Raw genomic sequence first — 16,891 nt, 5'->3', positions numbered from 1 at the left:
AGCATCGCACCGGTGGGGCGGCAACGGCAGAGGGCTGCGCGGGCCGGCCGTACAGGTGCAGGCCGGAGCCGTGCGGGGGGACGGGTGCTGCGCTAACGGGGTAGCGCTTGGGCGGCCCGCGTGCGCGCCGTGGCACCCCGGGAGCCGGGCACAGCTACGTTACTTATGTGCCGGAAAGTACCTATTACAACGCCACTAGTCGCTATGAACCGAATGGTGCAGTTTCGGTGTGGCCTGTCTGGGAATTGCAGGGCCACGGCACCGTCACTGCCGACCACGCCAACTCCGCCTCGGGGTGGGCCGACGGCCCACGCCGCGACCTCCTGCCCCCGTGGTTCAACATCCGGCTGACCTTCGCCGACGGCGCCCGGATCGATGTGCTCACCGTGGTGTCGGAGGGGCGGGTCGCCATCGAGGACATGCGGGCCGAACCGCCCTTGTCGCTGGACGGTTTCGCCGCGCTCGCCGACTGGATCGAAGGGCCGCTGGAGGACGCCTGCCAGGTCGTCATCGAGCAGCACCGGCTCGGCGCCACCTCCCGGCGGGGCTTCTGCGAAGGCGGTCCGGGCTTCGACGACGAGCCTGTCGGCAAGGGCCGGGCCCGCCCGTCCTGGCCGCGCGGCAGCGCGGGGCGCCGGATCGCGGCCGAGGCGTACCGGGCGGCCCAGCAGGAGGGAAGGGATCCGGTGCTCGCGGTGATGTACGCGACCGGACGCAGCCGCCGCAAGTCGCTCAAGGTCATCGCGAGCGCCCGTGACGAGGGCTACCTGGCGCCGCGGCACAACCGCCGCTGAACCGGTCTTCCCGTACGGGAGTGGGTGTTCCTCCCGTACGGGCTGCGAATTTCGCGGTACGGGGCCGTGGACGGCCGCCCGGTGCCGGTCGTCCAGTGCCGTCCGGGGGCCCGGGCTACTCGGCCTGGAGCATCCGGGCCATCCTGTTGATCTCGACCGACTGCTGGGCGACCAGTTCCGTCGCCATCTCCTCGATCGCCACGTCGTTGCCGTCGTTCAGGGCGTCCCCGGCCATGGTCAGCGCCCCCTTGTGGTGCGTGATCATCAGCTTCAGGAAGAGCCGGTCGAAGGCCTTGCCCTTGGCGGCCCTCAGCTCCGCCAGCTGCTTCTCGGTGGCCATGCCGGCCATCGAGGCGTGGTCGTGCGGAGTCTTCGGGCGCTTGTCCGCACCGTTGTTGGTCTGCCAGCCCTTCATCGCGCCGATCTCAGGACCCTGGGCGGCGGAGATCCGCTGGGCGACCTGCTTCACGCCCTCGGCAAAGGCGCGTGCCGGGACGAGTTCGGTCATCACCAGCGCCTGGGCGTGGTGGGCGATCATCATCTCGGCGTAGGTGAAGTCCGCCGAGTTGGGCTTGTCCTGCGGGGCTTCCTTGCGCGCCTCCTCGGGGGAGAGGGTCCTGGCCCTCTCGCCCGGCTTCCCCGGGGCGACCACGCTGCCCGCCGCCGACTTCGCCTTCGGCTCCTCCTCCGGGGCCGCGTCGCAGGCGGTCAGCGCGAGCAGGGCGGCGGCAGCGAGCGAGGCCGTCACGGCGAACCTGCGACGATATCCGCCCTGTTGACGGGATTGCACAGCGACCTCCTGGGACGCACGGGGTAGTTGGTGTCCGTCCTAGCACGGTTCCGAACACGGATGATCAAAAAACTTCATTACATCTGCGTTGCCATCTGTTGAGATGTACATGAGAAGGCAGATACTCACCACGTCCCTCACAAGTTCAACTGCGAACCAGATCAAGGGAGTACGCAGTGACCTCGTCGACCAATCCCCGGGTCCGCAGACGCAGACGCCTCGGCGTGGCAACAGCCGCGGCCGGTCTGCTCGCGACCCTCCTCGCCGCGGGCCCCGCCGCCGCGACCCCCGACCCCGGTGACACTCCGGCCAAGCGCCAGGGCGTCACCACCTCGCAGCAGCAGGAGGCCCGCGAGGCCATCCAGAGCGGTGAGATACCGGGTGTGGACGAGATCGTCCACAGCAAGAACGTCGAACACCTCGCCAACATCCCGAAGGACGCCCTCAAGGGCCTCAACACGGACCTGGCGTTCCAGGGCAAGTACGCCTTCGCCGGCAACTACGACGGCTTCCGGATCTTCGACATCAGCAACCCGAAGAAGCCGAGGACCGTCTCCCAGGTCCTGTGTCCGGGATCGCAGAACGACATCTCGGTCTCCGGCAACCTGCTCTTCCTCTCCACCGACTCCTCGCGCAGTGACAACTCCTGCACCAGCACCACGCAGCCCGCGACCGAGAAGTCCTCGTGGGAAGGGATGAAGATCTTCGACATCAGCGACGTCCGGAACCCCCGGTACGTCGCCGCCGTCGAGACCGCCTGCGGTTCGCACACGAACACCCTGGTGCCGGACGGCCGCAACGTGTACATCTACGTCTCTTCGTACTCGCCGCGCGCCACCTACCCGGACTGCCAGCCGCCGCACGACGGCATCTCGATCATCAAGGTGCCCCGCAAGGCCCCGCAGAAGGCCGCGGTCATCGACTTCCCCGTCCTCTTCCCGGACGGCGGCAACCCCGGCGGCGGCACGGAGAACCCGAACCTCTCCGAGACCACCGGCTGCCACGACCTGACCGTGCTGCCCTCGAAGGACCTGGCAGCCGGCGCGTGCATGGGTGACGGCATCATCTTCGACATCAAGAACCCGGAGAAGCCGAAGGTCATCGACCGCGTCCAGGACAACGTCAACTTCGCGTTCTGGCACTCGGCGACCTTCAACGAGCGCGCCAACAAGGTCGTCTTCACCGACGAGCTCGGTGGCGGCGGCGGCGCGACCTGCAACGAGGCCACCGGCCCCAAGCGCGGCGCCAACGGCATCTACGACATCAAGGGTCACGGCGACAAGCGCAAGCTCGTCTTCAAGAGCTACTACAAGATCCCCCGCCACCAGGCCGACACCGAGAACTGCGTCGCCCACAACGGCTCGCTGATCCCCGTTCCCGGCCGCGACATCATGGTCCAGGCCTGGTACCAGGGCGGTGTCTCCTTCTGGGACTTCACCGACTCCTCGAAGCCCAAGGAGATCGGCTACTTCGAGCGCGGCCCGCTGTCCACCGACGCCATCTCCACGGGCGGTTCCTGGTCGGCGTACTACTACAACGGCTACGTCTTCTCGAACGACATCGCCAAGGGCTTCGACGTCCTGAAGATCAACGACCGCCGTACCGACCCCGCGAAGTGGGTCCGGATGCGCGAGCTCAACGTGCAGACCCAGCCCGACTACCTCTGATACCGCTGATTCCACGGATCAACCGGTAGCAGGCTGCTGGGAAGCGCTCAGCCACAGGTGCCGTCGGGCGGATCTCCGTCCGGCGGCACCCCCATGTCCCAGTCCAGGCCGTACCGCTGGAACAGCTCCGCGCGCAGCCGCACCAGCGGCATCGGCGCCCCGGGCAGCAGCAGTGCGAAGACCGCGCCCATCAGCAGCGCGCGCAGCAAGGGGTACGCGGAGTCGGGGTCCTCCGCCCCGTACCGCTGCACGGCTCCTCTCAGTACCCGGGCCAGCTGCTGCTGCTCCGGGCACTGCACGAAGCCCTCGTTCTGGAGGATGCCCGCCATGTGCGTGCGCATCAGCACCGGCCGCTCGTGGGCCAGATTCAGGACCGCGTCCACCGCCCTGGCCAGCGTCTCCGGGCCCGATGCGGGCTGCGGCTCGCGCTCCAGGGCCTCGCGGATCGTCAGATGCATCAGCCGGTGCACGGCGGACTGGAGCAGCTGCCGCTTGCCGGGGAAGTAGTACGACACCAGTCCCCGCGCGGAACCCGCCCGGTCCGCGATGTCCCCCAGCGTGGTCGCCTCGTAACCGCGCTCCCCGACCAGCTCCACGGTCGCCTCCAGGAGCCGTGCCCGGGAACGACGGCGCAGCTCCTCATTGACCGACGCGCTGCGCGGGGACATCCTGATAACTCCTGCGTTGACTGGCTCCGAGCCAATACACTCAGCGCGGTTCCGTTTCCGGCTCGCCGAGCTGGGGCGGAAGCATTGCCCTGCTGCCTTGGGCGACGCGGGGGATCGCCCGAGACGGCAGGCGCGCGTGGGCCTCGGAAGGTTTCCTTCCGGGGCTCGCGTCATGTTCGGTCGAGCAGCCCGAGCACCGGTCGCAGTCCGTCCGGGCGTTCCGCGACCGGCAGGTGGTCCACGAAGTGCACCCCGCAGCCCAGCGCGGCGGCCCCGCCGTCCGCATGTCGGTCGTCACCCACCATCAGGACCTGGGCCGGATCCTGGCCCAGCGCCTCGCACGCCGCCCGGAACAGCCTGGGGTCGGGCTTCTGGACGCCGTACTCGAAGCTCAGGGTGTAGGCGTCGACGAACCGGTCCAGACCGTGCGCCCGGAACACCGGGCGCAGGTCCCAGCCGATGTTGCTCACCACTCCGACGGCCACGCCGCGTGCCCTGAGCGCCCTCAGGACCTCCAGGGTGTCGGGGTACGGCTGCCAGGCGGCCGGGGAGCGGTGGCGGTCGTACAACTCGTCGTGCAGGGCATCGTCCGGCAGCTCCACCTGGCGGGAGAGCGCGGTGTACACCGCCCGGTGCTGCTCCGTGCTCTCGTCGCGGACCGCCCACGCACCGGCCAGACCGGGCGGCATCCGCAGCGGCTCCGCACCGCCGGGAAGGGAGCCCGCCTCCTGCAACAGGGCGGCGTAACGGTCCAGTTCGGCTTCCGGCAGGGCAAGCGCGGGGGAGTGGTCGGCGAGCGCCCCGCGCAGCCAGGAGCGGGTTGACTCGATGCGCAGGAGCGTGCCGGAGAAGTCGAAGAGCACGGCTTTGGTCGTCATGGCGACGATCATTCCCGGGGTGCGGTCCGGTACGCGTAAAAGGTCGCCGACAGCAGCACCAGGGCCGCGCCGAGCAGCCAGCCGCCCAGGACGTCGGTGAACCAGTGCACCCCCAGATACAGCCTGGTGAAACCCACCCCGAGCACCGACACCACCCCCACCACCAGCAGCGTCGTGCGGGCCGCGCGCCGCGCCCCGTGCAGATGCAGCAGCCACAGCAGCAGCCCGAAGGTGACCGTCGCCGTCATCGCGTGGCCGGAGGGGAAGGCGGCGTAGTGCGCGGTGTCGACCGGGTCCGGCCACACGGGACGCTCTCGTCCCACCGCCCACTTGAGGACCTGCTGCACCAGCGCGCCCACTGCGCTCGTCACCGCGATCCACACCGCGAGCAGACGCTTCTCACGCAGCCACAGCCAGACGAAGGCCACCGCCACCAGCAGCCGCATGGCCCACGGATCCCAGATCCAGTCGGAGAGGATCCGCTGCGCCCGGGTGGCGCCCGGATCGTCGACCGCCAGCCGGTGCAGCCCGTTCGCGATCTGCCCGTCGAGGGTCAGCAGCGGACTCCACTGGGCCGCGACCAGGGCGAGCAGCACGGCGAAGAGAGAGGTGAGCAGGGTGCCCGCGAGGAGGGCCGGCGGGCGCGGGGACGTCACGGGAGCGGGGGAGTGCATGAGGTGATCCTTGCCGGACGACGGCGGATCAAGCTATCCCAGCGCGCTGAGTCCCGGCACGAAGGCCACCACCAGCGGCACGACCGGCACCAGCGCGGAAGCCGCGGTCAGCCGCAGCCGACGGCCCGGGCTCAGCCTCGGGACCGGCGAGAGCAGTCGGTCGACACGCTGCGGAAGACCGGCGTCCGGCGGCGACGAGGGGCCGAACACCCCACGGTGCTCGTTGAGTTCGACCAGGGCGAGCGCGGTCGTCAGCCGGCCGTACCGCTTGGAGGCCATGTCGTCGGCGGCCAGCTCCACCAGTCGGTGCATCTCGTCGCGGAACGCGGCGAACACCGGAATCCGCGGGAATCCGCTCGCCAGCGCACCCGAGCAGTGCAGCAGCCAGTCGTGCCGGGCCCGCGCGTGCCCCTGCTCGTGCGCGACCACCGCGTCCAGCTGACGCCCCTTGAGCCTGCGCAGCGCCGCCGTGGTGATGACCAGCCGGGGTTCGGTGCCGGGCAGCCACCGGGCGTCCGGGTGCTCCCCCTCCAGTACGACCAGGCGGTCCTCGCCGGGCTCCTCGCCGGGCAGCACCGGAGCGCGGACCAGCAGTTCCGTGCGGTGCTGCCTGCGGCGTACCCGGGCCCGGTGGATCTCCCGGGTCAGCATCGCGGCCGTCCACACCCCGCAGCCCGCGAGCACCACCGCCAGGACGGCCGCCCAGGGGCCGGTCGCGCTCAGCGCGTACGCCTCGACGACCCCGTGCGGCGCGGACGCGAAGATGTGCCCGCGCACCATCTGCCAGGCGGCGGCCGCGCTGAACGTCATCGCGAGCGCGAAGCAGAGCAGTACCCCGCCGACCACGCACTGCCACATCCACAGCGCGACCACGGGTTCCCGCTCGCGCCAGTCGGTCGCCGCAAGCAGACGCGGAGCGACGACGGCGGTCAGCAGGCCGAGTACCAGCAGCGCCAGGGAGACCGTCATGGGCCCAGCCTATGAGGGCTGCCCCGGGTGCGGTACGGGCCGAGGCGGGGAGTGACGTACGCCTCACCCGTACCGGGCGCCCGACCAGGGTTGGGACACAGGCTCTCAGAGTGTGAGCAACATGGTCAGCATGCCCAGCGCCATGGAGAGGCGGCAGGCCAGCGCCAGTTCGGGGAGGGCTCCCCAGGTGAGCGTCCCGCCCGACGCGGTGGCCACGACGGGGACCGGGATCAGGTGGACCCCCACCCGCAGCACGTACACCGCGTAATAGGCCAGCAGCACCCCGGTCAGCAGGGGCATCCCACCCGCGGCCCCGTGCCCGGCATGACCGCCGCCGCTGACTCCCGGCGCCATGGCCAGCGCCATGTACACCATCGCGACCGAACCGATCAGATGGTGCAGATGGTGCGATCCGGTGTGCGAGCGCCACGGCCGGACACTGCCGCGCATCCACCACAGGGTCCGCAGCGCCGCCCCGCCGAACACCGCCGCGTACACCGCCCAGCCCCAGTCCGGCGGGTCGTAGACGGCCGCGGGCACCGCCATCACCGCCATCCCGGCCCCCATCAGCGCCTCACCCCGGGCCACCGGGCGCTGCTCGCTCGGCCCGCTGCGCATCCGCAGCAGGCAGTAGGCACTCGTCACCCCGCACAATGCCACCAGTAGCCAGCCGGACATCGCCGGTCCGTGCACGGCGAACCTCCCCGATCGGGTTCTCCTCGACCTGTCGACACGTCGAGGAGTCGATGCCCACAATGACCGGTGCGCACGCGAGCGCAAGGGCACGCGGGGGGAGCGCGGGGGAGCGCGGAGCCCAGGCGCAATAGGCTCACAACCAGTGCTCCACCGCAACCGCCTGCGCCGCAACGTCGAGAGGGATACACCGCCATGTCCACCACCACCCGCCCGGCCCCCGGGGAACTCGTCTTCCGTGACGCCGACGAGCGCGACGTCCCCGCCCTCGTCGCGCTCGTCGAGTCGGCCTACCGGGGGGACGCCAGCCGGGCCGGCTGGACCACCGAGGCGGACATCCTCCAGGGGCAGCGCACCGACCCCGAAGGCGTCCTCGCCGTCATCAACGCCCCCGGTGGCCGGCTGCTCGTCGTCGAGCGCGACGGTGTGCTGGTCGCCTGCTGCCAGCTCGAACACCGCGGCGACTTCGCCTACTTCGGAATGTTCGCGGTACGTCCCGGCACCCAGGGCGGCGGCGTCGGCAAGGCGGTCATGGCCGAAGCGGAGCGGGTGGCGAAGGAAACCTGGGGGGTGACCGAGATGCACATGACGGTGATCTCGGTACGGGACGAACTCGTCGCCTGGTACGAGCGGCGCGGGTACCGCCGTACGGGAAGGATGACGCCCTTCCCGTACGGCGACGAGCGCTTCGGTGTGCCGCAGCGCGACGACCTGGAGTTCGAGCTGCTGCTCAAGGTCCTCTGAGCGCGCTCGGGCCGGAGGCGCAACGACATGAACAGCCGGCGTCACGCCATGACATGAACGGTCGGCGTCACGCCATGAAGCGGAGGTGTCACGCCGTGATCCCCAGGCGTCAGGCCATGAAGCGGCCGGTCCTGCGGATGTCCGGGGAGTCCGTGGTCACCCCGTCCAGCTCCAGGGCGCGTGCCACCCGCAGCTCGTCCAGGGTGTTCACCACCCAGCCGATCACCCGCAGCTTCTCGGCGTGCGCCCGCCGGACGGTCTCCAGGGTGAGCCGCTGGATGTCGAGGACGACCGCCCCCGCCCCGGCCGCCAGGGCGCGGTCGACCACCTCGGTTCCGTAGAACTGCGCGACCAGCGCGGTCCGCACCCCGGGCACCAGCTCCGAGATCCGGGCCAGTGCCTCGTCGTGGAACGACAGCACCTCCACCCGGCCCAGCAGATCGCGCCGGTGGATCACCTCGGCGAGCGCCTGCGCGGCGGCCACGTCCTTGATCTCGGCCTGGAGCGGCGCGGAGACCGCGTCCAGCACCTCCTCGAAGAGGGGAACGCGCTGGCCGCCGCCCGCGTCCAGGGCGCGGAGTTCGTCGAGGGTCAGCTCGCAGATGGCGCCGTGCCCGTCGGTGGTGCGGTCGACGTCGGCGTCGTGCATGACGACGAGCGCGCCGTCCTTGCTCAGATGCAGATCGAGTTCGATGACGTCCATGCCCGCCTGCTGGGCGTGGAGGAAGGAGCTCAGGGTGTTCTCGGGCTCGACACCCATGACTCCGCGATGACCGATGGTGAGGAAAGGCAAGGCGATCTCGCTTCCGTCGACGGCGGCTCAAAGCGACTCAAAACCCACACGCGTGGACTCCCGAAAGCCTAACGGCCCGCCTCCGCAACGGAACCCGGCCGGCGTGCGGAAGTGGAATCCTCCGCCTGGAGGTTCACGATTCCGAGGATCAGGGCGGTGACGACGGCGGCGAGAAGGAGGGCGCGCATGCTCACGGGGGACAACTCCAGGCACAGAGGGACGTACGGCGGTACGTAGGACAGGGTGCGACCGTCCTACCGCCGTTCGGTGCCGGGTCGGCTCTTGGTCACCCGTCCGTGAGCGTGTGGGACGGAGGTTGACGGAGGGGTCACGTATCCGCCGAGAGCTCCATGAGGTCCGCCAGCATCGCCCGCGCCAGCTCCAGTTCCGCGAGGTGCCGACGCTCCGCCCAGCGCAGCGCCACCCGCGGATGCGCCCACTCCGCCACCCCCTCGGCCCGCTTCTGCGCCTCCCGCACCTCGGTCAACTCACCTTCCGTGCGCGTGACATGAGCCTGCACCCGGGCGTGCAGCCGGGCCGGGTCCGCGAGGTGGCCGAGCCAGACGCGCAGTACCAGCGGGTGCTTCAGCACAGGGGGATCGGCGTCCTTCGGGCCGTCCGCCCAGTGGGCCAGCGCCGCACGGCCGGTGGCGGTGATCGTGTAATTCCGTTTGGCGCGCGGTTCCTCGGGCCCTGAGCGCCGGGACGTGACGTAATCCAGTGACTCCAGGCGGCGCAGCTCGGCATAGATCTGGCTGAGCGCCGGCGACCAGTAGAAGAAGCGCAGCGAGGAGTCCGCCCACTTCTTCAGTTCGTAGCCGGTGCGCTCGCCGGGGAAGGAGAGCAGGCCGAGCACCGCCCAGGCAGTGGGCGGGAGCTGGGGAGGGCCGTCCTGCCGTGCGTCTTGCTTCTTCGGGACCTGACGACTAGTCATATGACGCATTGAAGTAACGGCGGAGCACGGAAATCAACCCCCTGGAGGGGCCGTGAAATTCTCAGTCATCTTCGAGGCCCAACTGGCCGACCCCACTCCCGAGCGCGAGCATCAGGTCATCCGCGACAGCGTCGAACAGGCCGTGCTCGCCGAGGAGATGGGCTTCGACCGCATCTGGGCCGTCGAGCACCACTCCCTCAAGTGGTACGCCCATATGTCCGCACCCGAGGTCTTCCTCTCCTACGTCGCGGCCAAGACCTCGACCATCCGGATCGGCCACGGCGTCGTCTGTATGCCGTTCGCCTTCAACCACCCCGCGCGGGTCGCCGAACGCGCCGCGATGCTCGACCTGCTCTCCGGCGGCCGGCTCGACCTCGGCGCCGGGCGCGGCGGCACCGAGCAGGAGACCTCGTTGTGCGGCGTCGACCGCGACCGGACGACCCAGGAGGTCGAGGAGGGCTTGCGGATCATCGGCAAGGCCTGGCAGGAGGAGGAGCTGGAGTACCACGGCGAGCTCATCGACATCGGTCCGCACCCGATCCTGCCGCGCCCCCAGCAGCGCCCTCACCCACCCCTCTTCCTCGCGTGCAGTCGCACCGAAACCCTCACCCAGGCCGCCGAACTCGGCGTCGGCGCACTGGTGATGGGGTTCGCCGGACCCGACTCGATCACCGTGATGCGCCAGGCGTACGACGCGGCGCGCGCGGCCCGTTCCCACACCCGCCTCGTGTCGACCGTCGTCAACGACCACTTCTCCGTGCTCTGCCCCACCATCGTCCTGGACGACGGCGAACAGGCCCGCAGCATCGGGATACGAGGCCAGCGCTTCTTCGCCCAGTCCATCGGCCACTGGTACGCCGGCGCGGGCATCCCGGACGAAGCGGTGGTGGAGGGCGCCGACGAGGCGGCCGAGATGCGCAGGGCGGCCGAGCAGGTGGTGGCCCGGCTGAACGAGCAGCAGATTCCGCTGCGCCCGACCGCGACCGCCACCTTCAACGCCGACCACGCCTACGGCACCGCCGACGACGCCATCGCGTACGTGGAACGGCTCAGGGACGCGGGCGCCGACGAGATCATGTGCCTGATCCAGATGGGGACCGTGCCGCAGGAGGCCTGTCTGGAGACGTTGCGGCAGTGGGGCGAGAAGGTCATCCCGTACTTCAGGCAGGGGTGAACCGTCGTGACGGGAACCGACCGGCTCGACCCGGCCGCCCGGCCGCTGGTCGACCTGCTGAGCAAGGCGTTCCCCGACCTCGGGGGTACGGTCACCGATGCCGCCGAGGCCCGCCGGATCCTGGCCTCGGCCCCGGCTCCGGGCCGTCCGCTGCTGCCGGTGGGGTCGGTGGGGTCGGTGGAGGACCGCACGATCCCGGGGCCCGAGGGGGCGCCCGAACTGCGGGTGCGGATCTATCTGCCGGAGGCGGCTGGGGGTGCGGACGCGGGTGCGGCCCCGGATCAGGCCCGGATGCGGGGCCCGGCCCAGGGGGGCGGCCCGGCCCGCGCCCCGTACCCCACCGTGGTCTTCTTCCACGGTGGCGGATTCAGCATCTGCGGCCTGGACTCCCACGACGGCACGGTGCGCAAGCTGTGCCGGGAGGCGGGGGCGGCCGTGGTCTCGGTCGACTACCGGCTGGCGCCGGAAGCGCCCTTTCCGGCGGCGGTCGAGGACGCGTACGCGGCGGTCCGCTGGGTGGCCGGCCACCTGGGGCAGTGGGGCGGGGATCCGGCTGCGCTGGTGGTCGCGGGCGACAGTGCGGGCGGCGCCCTCGCCACCGTCGCGGCGCGGCTCGCCCGTGAGCGGGGCGGCCCGGAAATCGCGCTCCAGGTGCTGCTCTACCCGGTGCTCGACGCCGCCCAGGACACCGACTCGTACCGGCGCAACGCCTCCGGCTACTTCCTGACGGCGGCTCATATGCGGTGGTTCTGGGAGCAGTACCTGGGAGAGGCGGGGCCCGCGAGTCCGCACTCCCGCCATCCGTACGCCTCCCCGCTGCGCGCCCCCGACCTGTCCGGTCTTCCGCCCGCGTACCTCCTCACGGCGGGCTGCGACCCGCTCTGCGACGAGGGGCAGGAGTACGCCTCCGCTCTGCGGGAAGCAGGGGTGAGGGTCACCGAGGGGCACTTCCGGGCGATGTTCCACGGGTTCCTGGGGTTCACCGAGGCACTGGCGGACTCCCGTACGGCCATGACCGAAGTCGCCGGAGCCATCGCCGCCGCCGGGGTTTACGGCAGGAAGAATTCCGGTGATCTCGGGGGCGTGACAGGATAATTTGTTCCGGCTCCTCTTGTGCGGGAGAACCACGCGTGGATACGGTTCCTTTACGCGAGGTTCTCCCGTGGAGGAAGTGACATGACGCAAAATCTGATGCAGGACATTGCTGGTGGAGGCATAGCCGAGGCCTCGCGGGTGATCGACCACCCGGCCTGGGGTGCCCTCAAGGGCTCCGTCGAGGAGATCCGGCCCTGGCAGTCCGCCGACGGATCCATCGACTTCGACGCCGACGGCGCCCCGGCCCGGGTCACCGCGGAGGCCGCCGTCGACCGGGTGATCACCGCTGTCGAGCAGCTCTCCCCGCTGCTGGCGCACGACACGGAGTACCACAAGGCGCTCGCGAGCGACCTCCGCACCTGGGTCGACGCCGGATTCGGCGTCCCCGACTTCCTGGACTCCCTGCTGGCCTTCCAGCCCGCCCAGTCGCGCGCCGACGGCCTCCAGCACCTCGTGGTCTTCCCGATGTACACCCAGAACGGCAACCCCGACCGCAATCTCGAAGCGGTCGTGCTGCGCATGGTGTGGCCCGAGTGGCTGGCCGAGCTGGAGCGCACCCGCTACGACAACCCGCTGTTCTGCGGCATCACCTTCGAGGACTTCACCTCGGGTTACGACACCAACTCCGCCGTGCTCTTCCCGGAGACCATCGCCGTGCGCCAGGCGCCGGAACGATTCACCTGGGGCGGCATCTTCTGCGACCGCGAGGCGGCCCGCTTCCGCGCGGTCACCGACGAAGCGGTGCGCGTCCTGGGCCTCGAACTGCCCGACGACATCCGCGAGATGGTCGCCGACCAGGATCGCTGCCAGCAGGCCTTCGTGCTGTGGGACATGGTCCACGACCGCACCCACAGCCACGGCGACCTGCCCTTCGACCCCTTCATGATCAAGCAGCGCCAGCCGTTCTGGATGTACGGCCTCGAAGAGCTGCGCTGCGACCTCACCGCCTTCAAGGAGGCCGTGAAGCTGGAGGCCGACGGCGTCACACAGGGCCGCGACGTGCAGTACGCGGTGCTCTTCGACCGGATGTTCCGCTTCCCGGTCACCGGTGAGCGGGTCCGCAACTACGACGGCCTCGGCGGTCAGCTGCTCTTCGCGTACCTCCACAAGCACGACGTGGTGCGCTGGACCGACAACACCCTCAAGATCGACTGGGAGCGGGCTCCGCAGGTCACCAACCAGCTCTGCGGCGAGATCGAGGACCTGTACCGGGCGGGCATCGACCGGCCGAAGCTGGTGCACTGGTTCGCCGCGTACGACCTGGTCGCGGGCTATCTCGCCCCCCACCCGGGGTCCCGCTGGGCCAAGGGTCCCGACGCCCTGGACCTGTCGCTGCCGCCGCGGAAACTCGTCGACGACGTGCTTCCCGACGAGTTTCCGCTGAGCATGTTCTATGAGGCGCTTTCCAAGAAGCTCAAGACAGTGATCGCCTCCACCAAGGGCATCACCGGAGCGAGCGCCGAGCGGGTGGCCGCGTGAGCCCCCGCGCCGAGGAGGCGACCGTCATGAACGCTGTCAACACTCCCGAGGGCCCTCTCGACGGAGCGGTCATCGCGGTCGCCGGTGCAGCCGGGCCCGCGGGCCGGGCCACCCTGCTGCGCCTCGCCGAGGCCGGCGCCACCGTCGTCGGCTCGGACGCCGACGCGGCCCGCCTCGCGGAGGCCGTGGACGCCGCGAGGTACGCGCACGGCGGGGCCACTGTCACCGGTGACACCGTCGACCTGCTCGATCTGGACGCCACCCGGGAATGGGCGGCCAAGACCGAGAAGGAATTCGGCCGGATCGACGGCATGGTCCACCTGGTCGGCGGCTGGCGCGGTTCCGCGTCCTTCGCGGAGACCGACCTCGCCGACTGGGACCTCCTGGAGAAGCTGCTGATCCGCACGGTCCAGCACACCTCGCTCGCCTTCCAGGACGGCCTCCAGCGCAGCGACCGCGGCCGCTATCTGCTGATCAGCGCCGCCGGGGCCTCCAGGCCGACCGCGGGCAACGCCGCGTACGCCGCCTCCAAGGCCGCCGCCGAGGCGTGGACGCTCGCGCTCGGGGACGCCTTCCGCAAGGCGGGGGGCGAGGAAGGGCCGCGCACCGCGGCTGCGATCCTGGTGATCAAGGCACTGGTGCACGACGCGATGCGCGCCGAGCGCCCGAATGCGAAGTTCGCGGGCTTCACCGACGTCAAGGACCTTGCCGACGCGATCGCCGGGGTCTGGGAGCAGCCCGCCTCCGAAGTGAATGGACAGCGCCTGTGGCTGACCCCCAAGCCGTGACGAAGACCGTGACCGGCTCCGCGAAGGACGCGGGGACCACCACGACGACCACGGTGACGACGACCACGACCACCACCTCCGTGAGCACGGAGGGACCGGTCAATCCGCCCAGGACCGACGCCCGTCGCCACCACGACCCCGCGGTACGGGGCTTCGCCAGCGACAACTACGCCGGCGCCCACCCCGAGGTCCTGGCCGCCCTGGCCCTCGCCAACGGCGGCCACCAGGTCGCCTATGGCGAGGACGACTACACCGCCCACCTCCAGCAGGTGATCCGCGGCCACTTCGGCCCGTCCGCCGAGGCCTTCCCGGTCTTCAACGGCACCGGTGCCAACGTGGTGTCCCTCCAGGCGCTGACCGACCGCTGGGGTGCGGTGATCGCCGCCGAGAGCGCGCACATCAACGTGGACGAGGGCGGGGCGCCGGAGCGGATGGGCGGGCTGAAGCTGCTCACCGTAGCGACGCCCGACGGCAAGCTCACCCCCGAACTGATCGACCGGCAGGCCTGGGGCTTCGACGACGAGCACCGGGCCATGCCCCAGGTCGTCTCGATCACCCAGAACACCGAGCTGGGCACCGTTTACACCCCCGACGAGATACGCGCGATCTGCGACCACGCCCACCAGCACGGCATGAAGGTCCACCTCGACGGCGCCCGCATCGCCAACGCGGCCGCGTCCCTCGACGTACCGATGCGCACCTTCACCAACGCGGTCGGCGTCGACATGCTGTCGTACGGCGGCACCAAGAACGGCATGCTCTTCGGCGAAGCCGTCGTGGTGCTGAACCCGGACGCGGTACGCCCGATGGCGATGAAGCGGCTGCGCAAGTCGTCGATGCAGCTCGCCTCGAAGATGCGTTTCGTCTCGGTGCAGCTGGAGGCGCTGCTGGCCCGCGACCTGTGGCTGCGCAACGCTCGGCACTCCAATGCGATGGCCCAGCGCCTCGCGGCCGGTGTGCGCGGTGTCGACGGCGTGGAGATCCTCTACGAGGTACAGGCCAACGCCGTCTTCGCGCGGCTGCCCCACGAGGTGAGTGAGCGGCTGCAGAAGCGCTTCCGGTTCTACTTCTGGGACGAGGCGGCCGGGGACGTGCGCTGGATGTGCGCGTTCGACACGACGGAGGATGACGTGGACGCGTTCGTACAGGCGCTGAAGGAAGAGATGGCGCGCTGACGCCCCACTGCTGAACGCTGCATGGATATGCGATCGACCGTAAGGTTATTGACTCACGGTCGGTCGCGTTCCTATGCTCCCGAGCCATGGAACTGATCCAGCAAACCCCGGACCTGTCCGCCTACTTGGCCGCCGACGAGGTCATCGACCACCACCACCCGCTGGTACGGGAGACGGCCGCGCGACTCGCGGCGGACGCCGCGGATTCATATGTATACGCCAAAGCGGCTTACGAGTACGTGCGCGACACCATCCCGCACTCGGCCGACTCGGGGGATCCGCGGGTCACCTGGCGCGCCTCCGACGTGCTCGCGCAGGGCACCGGAATCTGCCACGCGAAGGCGCACGCCCTGACGGCGCTGCTGCGCGCCGAGGACATCCCGACGGCGCTCTGCTACCAGCGGCTGGAGTACGACGGGGCGAGCGGCCACTGTGCGCACGGACTGGTGGCCGTACGGTTCCACGGGGCCTGGCACCGGCAGGACTGCCGGGGCAACACGGCGGGCCTGGACGCGCGGTTCTCGCTCGACGGGGAGCGGCTGGCGTGGGTGCCGCGCACGGGGCGCGGCGAGATGGACCATCCCGTCCTGTACGCCACGCCCCATCCGGAAGTGCTGCGCGCCCTCAAGGAGTCGACGGACCGGGCGCAGCTGTGGGACGCGCTGCCGAACTCCCTGTGAGCCCCGGAGCAGGAGCGGGGCGCCGGAGCCCCGTCGCGGACCCGGAACCGGAGCCTCAGCCCGCTTCGCGCAGCTGCGCCGGGGTCGGCGCCGTGCCGCCGAGGTGGGCCGGGACCCACCAGGTGTCCTTGTCGTCCTTCGGGCGCACCGGGTACGCGCGCTGAGCAGCCTCCAGGAGTTCCTGGACGCGCTCGCGCAGCCGTCGGGTGAGGGCGCCCGCGTACTCGTCCGTGCCGGACTCCACGGGCTTGCCGACGCGGATGGTGATGGGGAAGTGGTTGCGGCCGAAGTTGCGCGGGTGGCCCTTGGTCCAGATGCGCTGGGTGCCCCAGACCGCCATCGGGATCAGCGGCACACCGGCCTCCTGGGCGAGCCGTGCGGCGCCGGACTTGAAGCTCTTCAGCGTGAACGACTCGGAGATCGTCGCTTCCGGGAAGACGCCGATGATCTCGCCGGAACGCAGCGAGGCCAGTGCGTGCTTGTACGCGTTCTCGCCCTGCTTGCGGTCCACCGGGATGTGCTTCATGCCGCGCATCAGCGGGCCCGAGACCTTGTGCCGGAACACCGACTCCTTGGCCATGAAGCGCACCAGGCGCTTCTGCGGAAGCGCGGCCAGGCCGTTGAAGATGAAGTCCAGGTAACTGATGTGATTGCTCACCAGGACGGCGCCGCCGGTGCGCGGGATGTTCTCAGAACCCTCGGTGTCGATCTTGAGGTCGAGCGCCTTGAACAGCGTGCGCGCGGCGCCGATGATCGGCGGATAGACGAGTTCTGCCATGACGGGGACCCTTCTCGACCCGGGGAGGGCTCTCCCGGTGAAAGTTACGCTGCCGTAGGTTTTCGGCGTCTGCCAGATCGTGCCCCATGTACGGCCGAGTAGCCAGTCCCCGAGTACC

General features: G+C 70.3%; 19 protein-coding genes. 9 read left to right on the top strand and 10 right to left on the bottom strand.

Annotated features, from left to right (window positions below; all coding sequences use genetic code 11):
• Positions 1 to 227 precede the first annotated feature (227 nt).
• Positions 228 to 794: a DUF6214 family protein gene (locus ACIA73_RS18405; RefSeq protein ID WP_399439589.1), complete on the top strand. Its 567-nt coding sequence runs from the start codon at positions 228 to 230 to the stop codon at positions 792 to 794.
• A gap of 115 nt (positions 795 to 909) precedes the next feature.
• Here the strand turns inward: ACIA73_RS18405 and ACIA73_RS18400 are convergent, their stop codons facing one another.
• Positions 910 to 1,584, bottom strand: coding sequence for a DUF305 domain-containing protein (locus ACIA73_RS18400; protein WP_399439588.1), 675 nt, complete (start codon positions 1,582 to 1,584; stop codon positions 910 to 912).
• 176 nt (positions 1,585 to 1,760) lie between these two features.
• Here ACIA73_RS18400 and ACIA73_RS18395 point away from each other — a divergent pair, with 176 nt between their 5' ends.
• Positions 1,761 to 3,251, top strand: coding sequence for an LVIVD repeat-containing protein (locus tag ACIA73_RS18395; RefSeq protein WP_399439587.1), 1,491 nt, complete (start codon positions 1,761 to 1,763; stop codon positions 3,249 to 3,251).
• Between the two features lie 47 nt (positions 3,252 to 3,298).
• Here the strand turns inward: ACIA73_RS18395 and ACIA73_RS18390 are convergent, their stop codons facing one another.
• The 5 genes from ACIA73_RS18390 to ACIA73_RS18370 all read right to left on the bottom strand — a co-directional run bounded on the left by ACIA73_RS18390 (position 3,299) and on the right by ACIA73_RS18370 (position 7,133).
• Positions 3,299 to 3,919, bottom strand: coding sequence for a TetR/AcrR family transcriptional regulator (locus ACIA73_RS18390; protein ID WP_399439585.1), 621 nt, complete (start codon positions 3,917 to 3,919; stop codon positions 3,299 to 3,301).
• 170 nt (positions 3,920 to 4,089) lie between these two features.
• Positions 4,090 to 4,797 carry an HAD family hydrolase gene (locus ACIA73_RS18385; protein WP_399439584.1) on the bottom strand — a complete coding sequence of 236 codons (708 nt, stop codon included), beginning with the start codon at positions 4,795 to 4,797 and terminating at the stop codon, positions 4,090 to 4,092.
• A gap of 8 nt (positions 4,798 to 4,805) precedes the next feature.
• Entirely contained in the window at positions 4,806 to 5,471 is a 666-nt protein-coding gene (locus ACIA73_RS18380) for a phosphatase PAP2 family protein (protein ID WP_399439583.1), read from the bottom strand.
• A 33-nt stretch (positions 5,472 to 5,504) separates the two neighbouring features.
• Complete coding sequence (locus ACIA73_RS18375; protein ID WP_399439582.1) at positions 5,505 to 6,440, bottom strand: M56 family metallopeptidase; 936 nt, start codon at positions 6,438 to 6,440, stop codon at positions 5,505 to 5,507.
• 105 nt (positions 6,441 to 6,545) lie between these two features.
• Positions 6,546 to 7,133 (bottom strand): DUF5134 domain-containing protein, encoded by a 588-nt coding sequence (locus ACIA73_RS18370; protein ID WP_399439581.1) that lies wholly within the window; start codon positions 7,131 to 7,133, stop codon positions 6,546 to 6,548.
• 195 nt (positions 7,134 to 7,328) lie between these two features.
• On the opposite strand from ACIA73_RS18370, the gene ACIA73_RS18365 reads away from it, so the two are divergent.
• Positions 7,329 to 7,877, top strand: a complete 549-nt coding sequence (locus ACIA73_RS18365; protein WP_399439580.1) for a GNAT family N-acetyltransferase — start codon at positions 7,329 to 7,331, stop codon at positions 7,875 to 7,877.
• 109 nt (positions 7,878 to 7,986) lie between these two features.
• On the opposite strand, the gene ACIA73_RS18360 is transcribed toward ACIA73_RS18365, so the two are convergent.
• The 3 genes from ACIA73_RS18360 to ACIA73_RS18350 all read right to left on the bottom strand — a co-directional run bounded on the left by ACIA73_RS18360 (position 7,987) and on the right by ACIA73_RS18350 (position 9,604).
• Entirely contained in the window at positions 7,987 to 8,670 is a 684-nt protein-coding gene (locus ACIA73_RS18360; RefSeq protein ID WP_399439579.1) for a glycerophosphodiester phosphodiesterase, read from the bottom strand.
• A gap of 68 nt (positions 8,671 to 8,738) precedes the next feature.
• Complete coding sequence (locus ACIA73_RS18355; RefSeq protein ID WP_399439578.1) at positions 8,739 to 8,864, bottom strand: hypothetical protein; 126 nt, start codon at positions 8,862 to 8,864, stop codon at positions 8,739 to 8,741.
• Between the two features lie 134 nt (positions 8,865 to 8,998).
• Positions 8,999 to 9,604, bottom strand: coding sequence for a PadR family transcriptional regulator (locus tag ACIA73_RS18350; RefSeq protein ID WP_399439577.1), 606 nt, complete (start codon positions 9,602 to 9,604; stop codon positions 8,999 to 9,001).
• Between the two features lie 52 nt (positions 9,605 to 9,656).
• On the opposite strand from ACIA73_RS18350, the gene ACIA73_RS18345 reads away from it, so the two are divergent.
• The 6 genes from ACIA73_RS18345 to ACIA73_RS18320 all read left to right on the top strand — a co-directional run bounded on the left by ACIA73_RS18345 (position 9,657) and on the right by ACIA73_RS18320 (position 15,995).
• The gene (locus tag ACIA73_RS18345; RefSeq protein WP_399439576.1) at positions 9,657 to 10,778 is read left to right on the top strand and encodes an LLM class flavin-dependent oxidoreductase; all 1,122 of its coding nucleotides are present in this window, start codon (positions 9,657 to 9,659) and stop codon (positions 10,776 to 10,778) included.
• Between the two features lie 6 nt (positions 10,779 to 10,784).
• Entirely contained in the window at positions 10,785 to 11,873 is a 1,089-nt protein-coding gene (locus tag ACIA73_RS18340) for an alpha/beta hydrolase fold domain-containing protein (protein ID WP_399439575.1), read from the top strand.
• 81 nt (positions 11,874 to 11,954) lie between these two features.
• On the top strand, positions 11,955 to 13,352 hold the full coding sequence (locus ACIA73_RS18335) for a DUF6421 family protein (RefSeq protein ID WP_399439574.1): 1,398 nt from the start codon (positions 11,955 to 11,957) through the stop codon (positions 13,350 to 13,352).
• Positions 13,353 to 13,378: 26 nt separating this feature from the next.
• Positions 13,379 to 14,140 (top strand): SDR family NAD(P)-dependent oxidoreductase, encoded by a 762-nt coding sequence (locus ACIA73_RS18330; RefSeq protein ID WP_399439573.1) that lies wholly within the window; start codon positions 13,379 to 13,381, stop codon positions 14,138 to 14,140.
• A gap of 80 nt (positions 14,141 to 14,220) precedes the next feature.
• A complete protein-coding gene (locus ACIA73_RS18325) occupies positions 14,221 to 15,315 on the top strand; it encodes a threonine aldolase family protein (protein ID WP_399439796.1) in 1,095 nt (364 codons plus the stop codon).
• A gap of 86 nt (positions 15,316 to 15,401) precedes the next feature.
• Positions 15,402 to 15,995, top strand: a complete 594-nt coding sequence (locus tag ACIA73_RS18320) for a transglutaminase family protein (RefSeq protein ID WP_399439572.1) — start codon at positions 15,402 to 15,404, stop codon at positions 15,993 to 15,995.
• A 55-nt stretch (positions 15,996 to 16,050) separates the two neighbouring features.
• Here the strand turns inward: ACIA73_RS18320 and ACIA73_RS18315 are convergent, their stop codons facing one another.
• On the bottom strand, positions 16,051 to 16,773 hold the full coding sequence (locus ACIA73_RS18315; RefSeq protein ID WP_399439571.1) for a lysophospholipid acyltransferase family protein: 723 nt from the start codon (positions 16,771 to 16,773) through the stop codon (positions 16,051 to 16,053).
• Positions 16,774 to 16,891: the final 118 nt, after the last annotated feature.

The organism is Streptomyces sp. NPDC051561, from assembly GCF_044454195.1.
Classification (GTDB): Bacteria; Actinomycetota; Actinomycetes; order Streptomycetales; family Streptomycetaceae; genus Streptomyces.
Note: the sequence above shows the minus strand (reverse complement) of the source record. Positions and strands in the feature narration are given on the sequence as shown.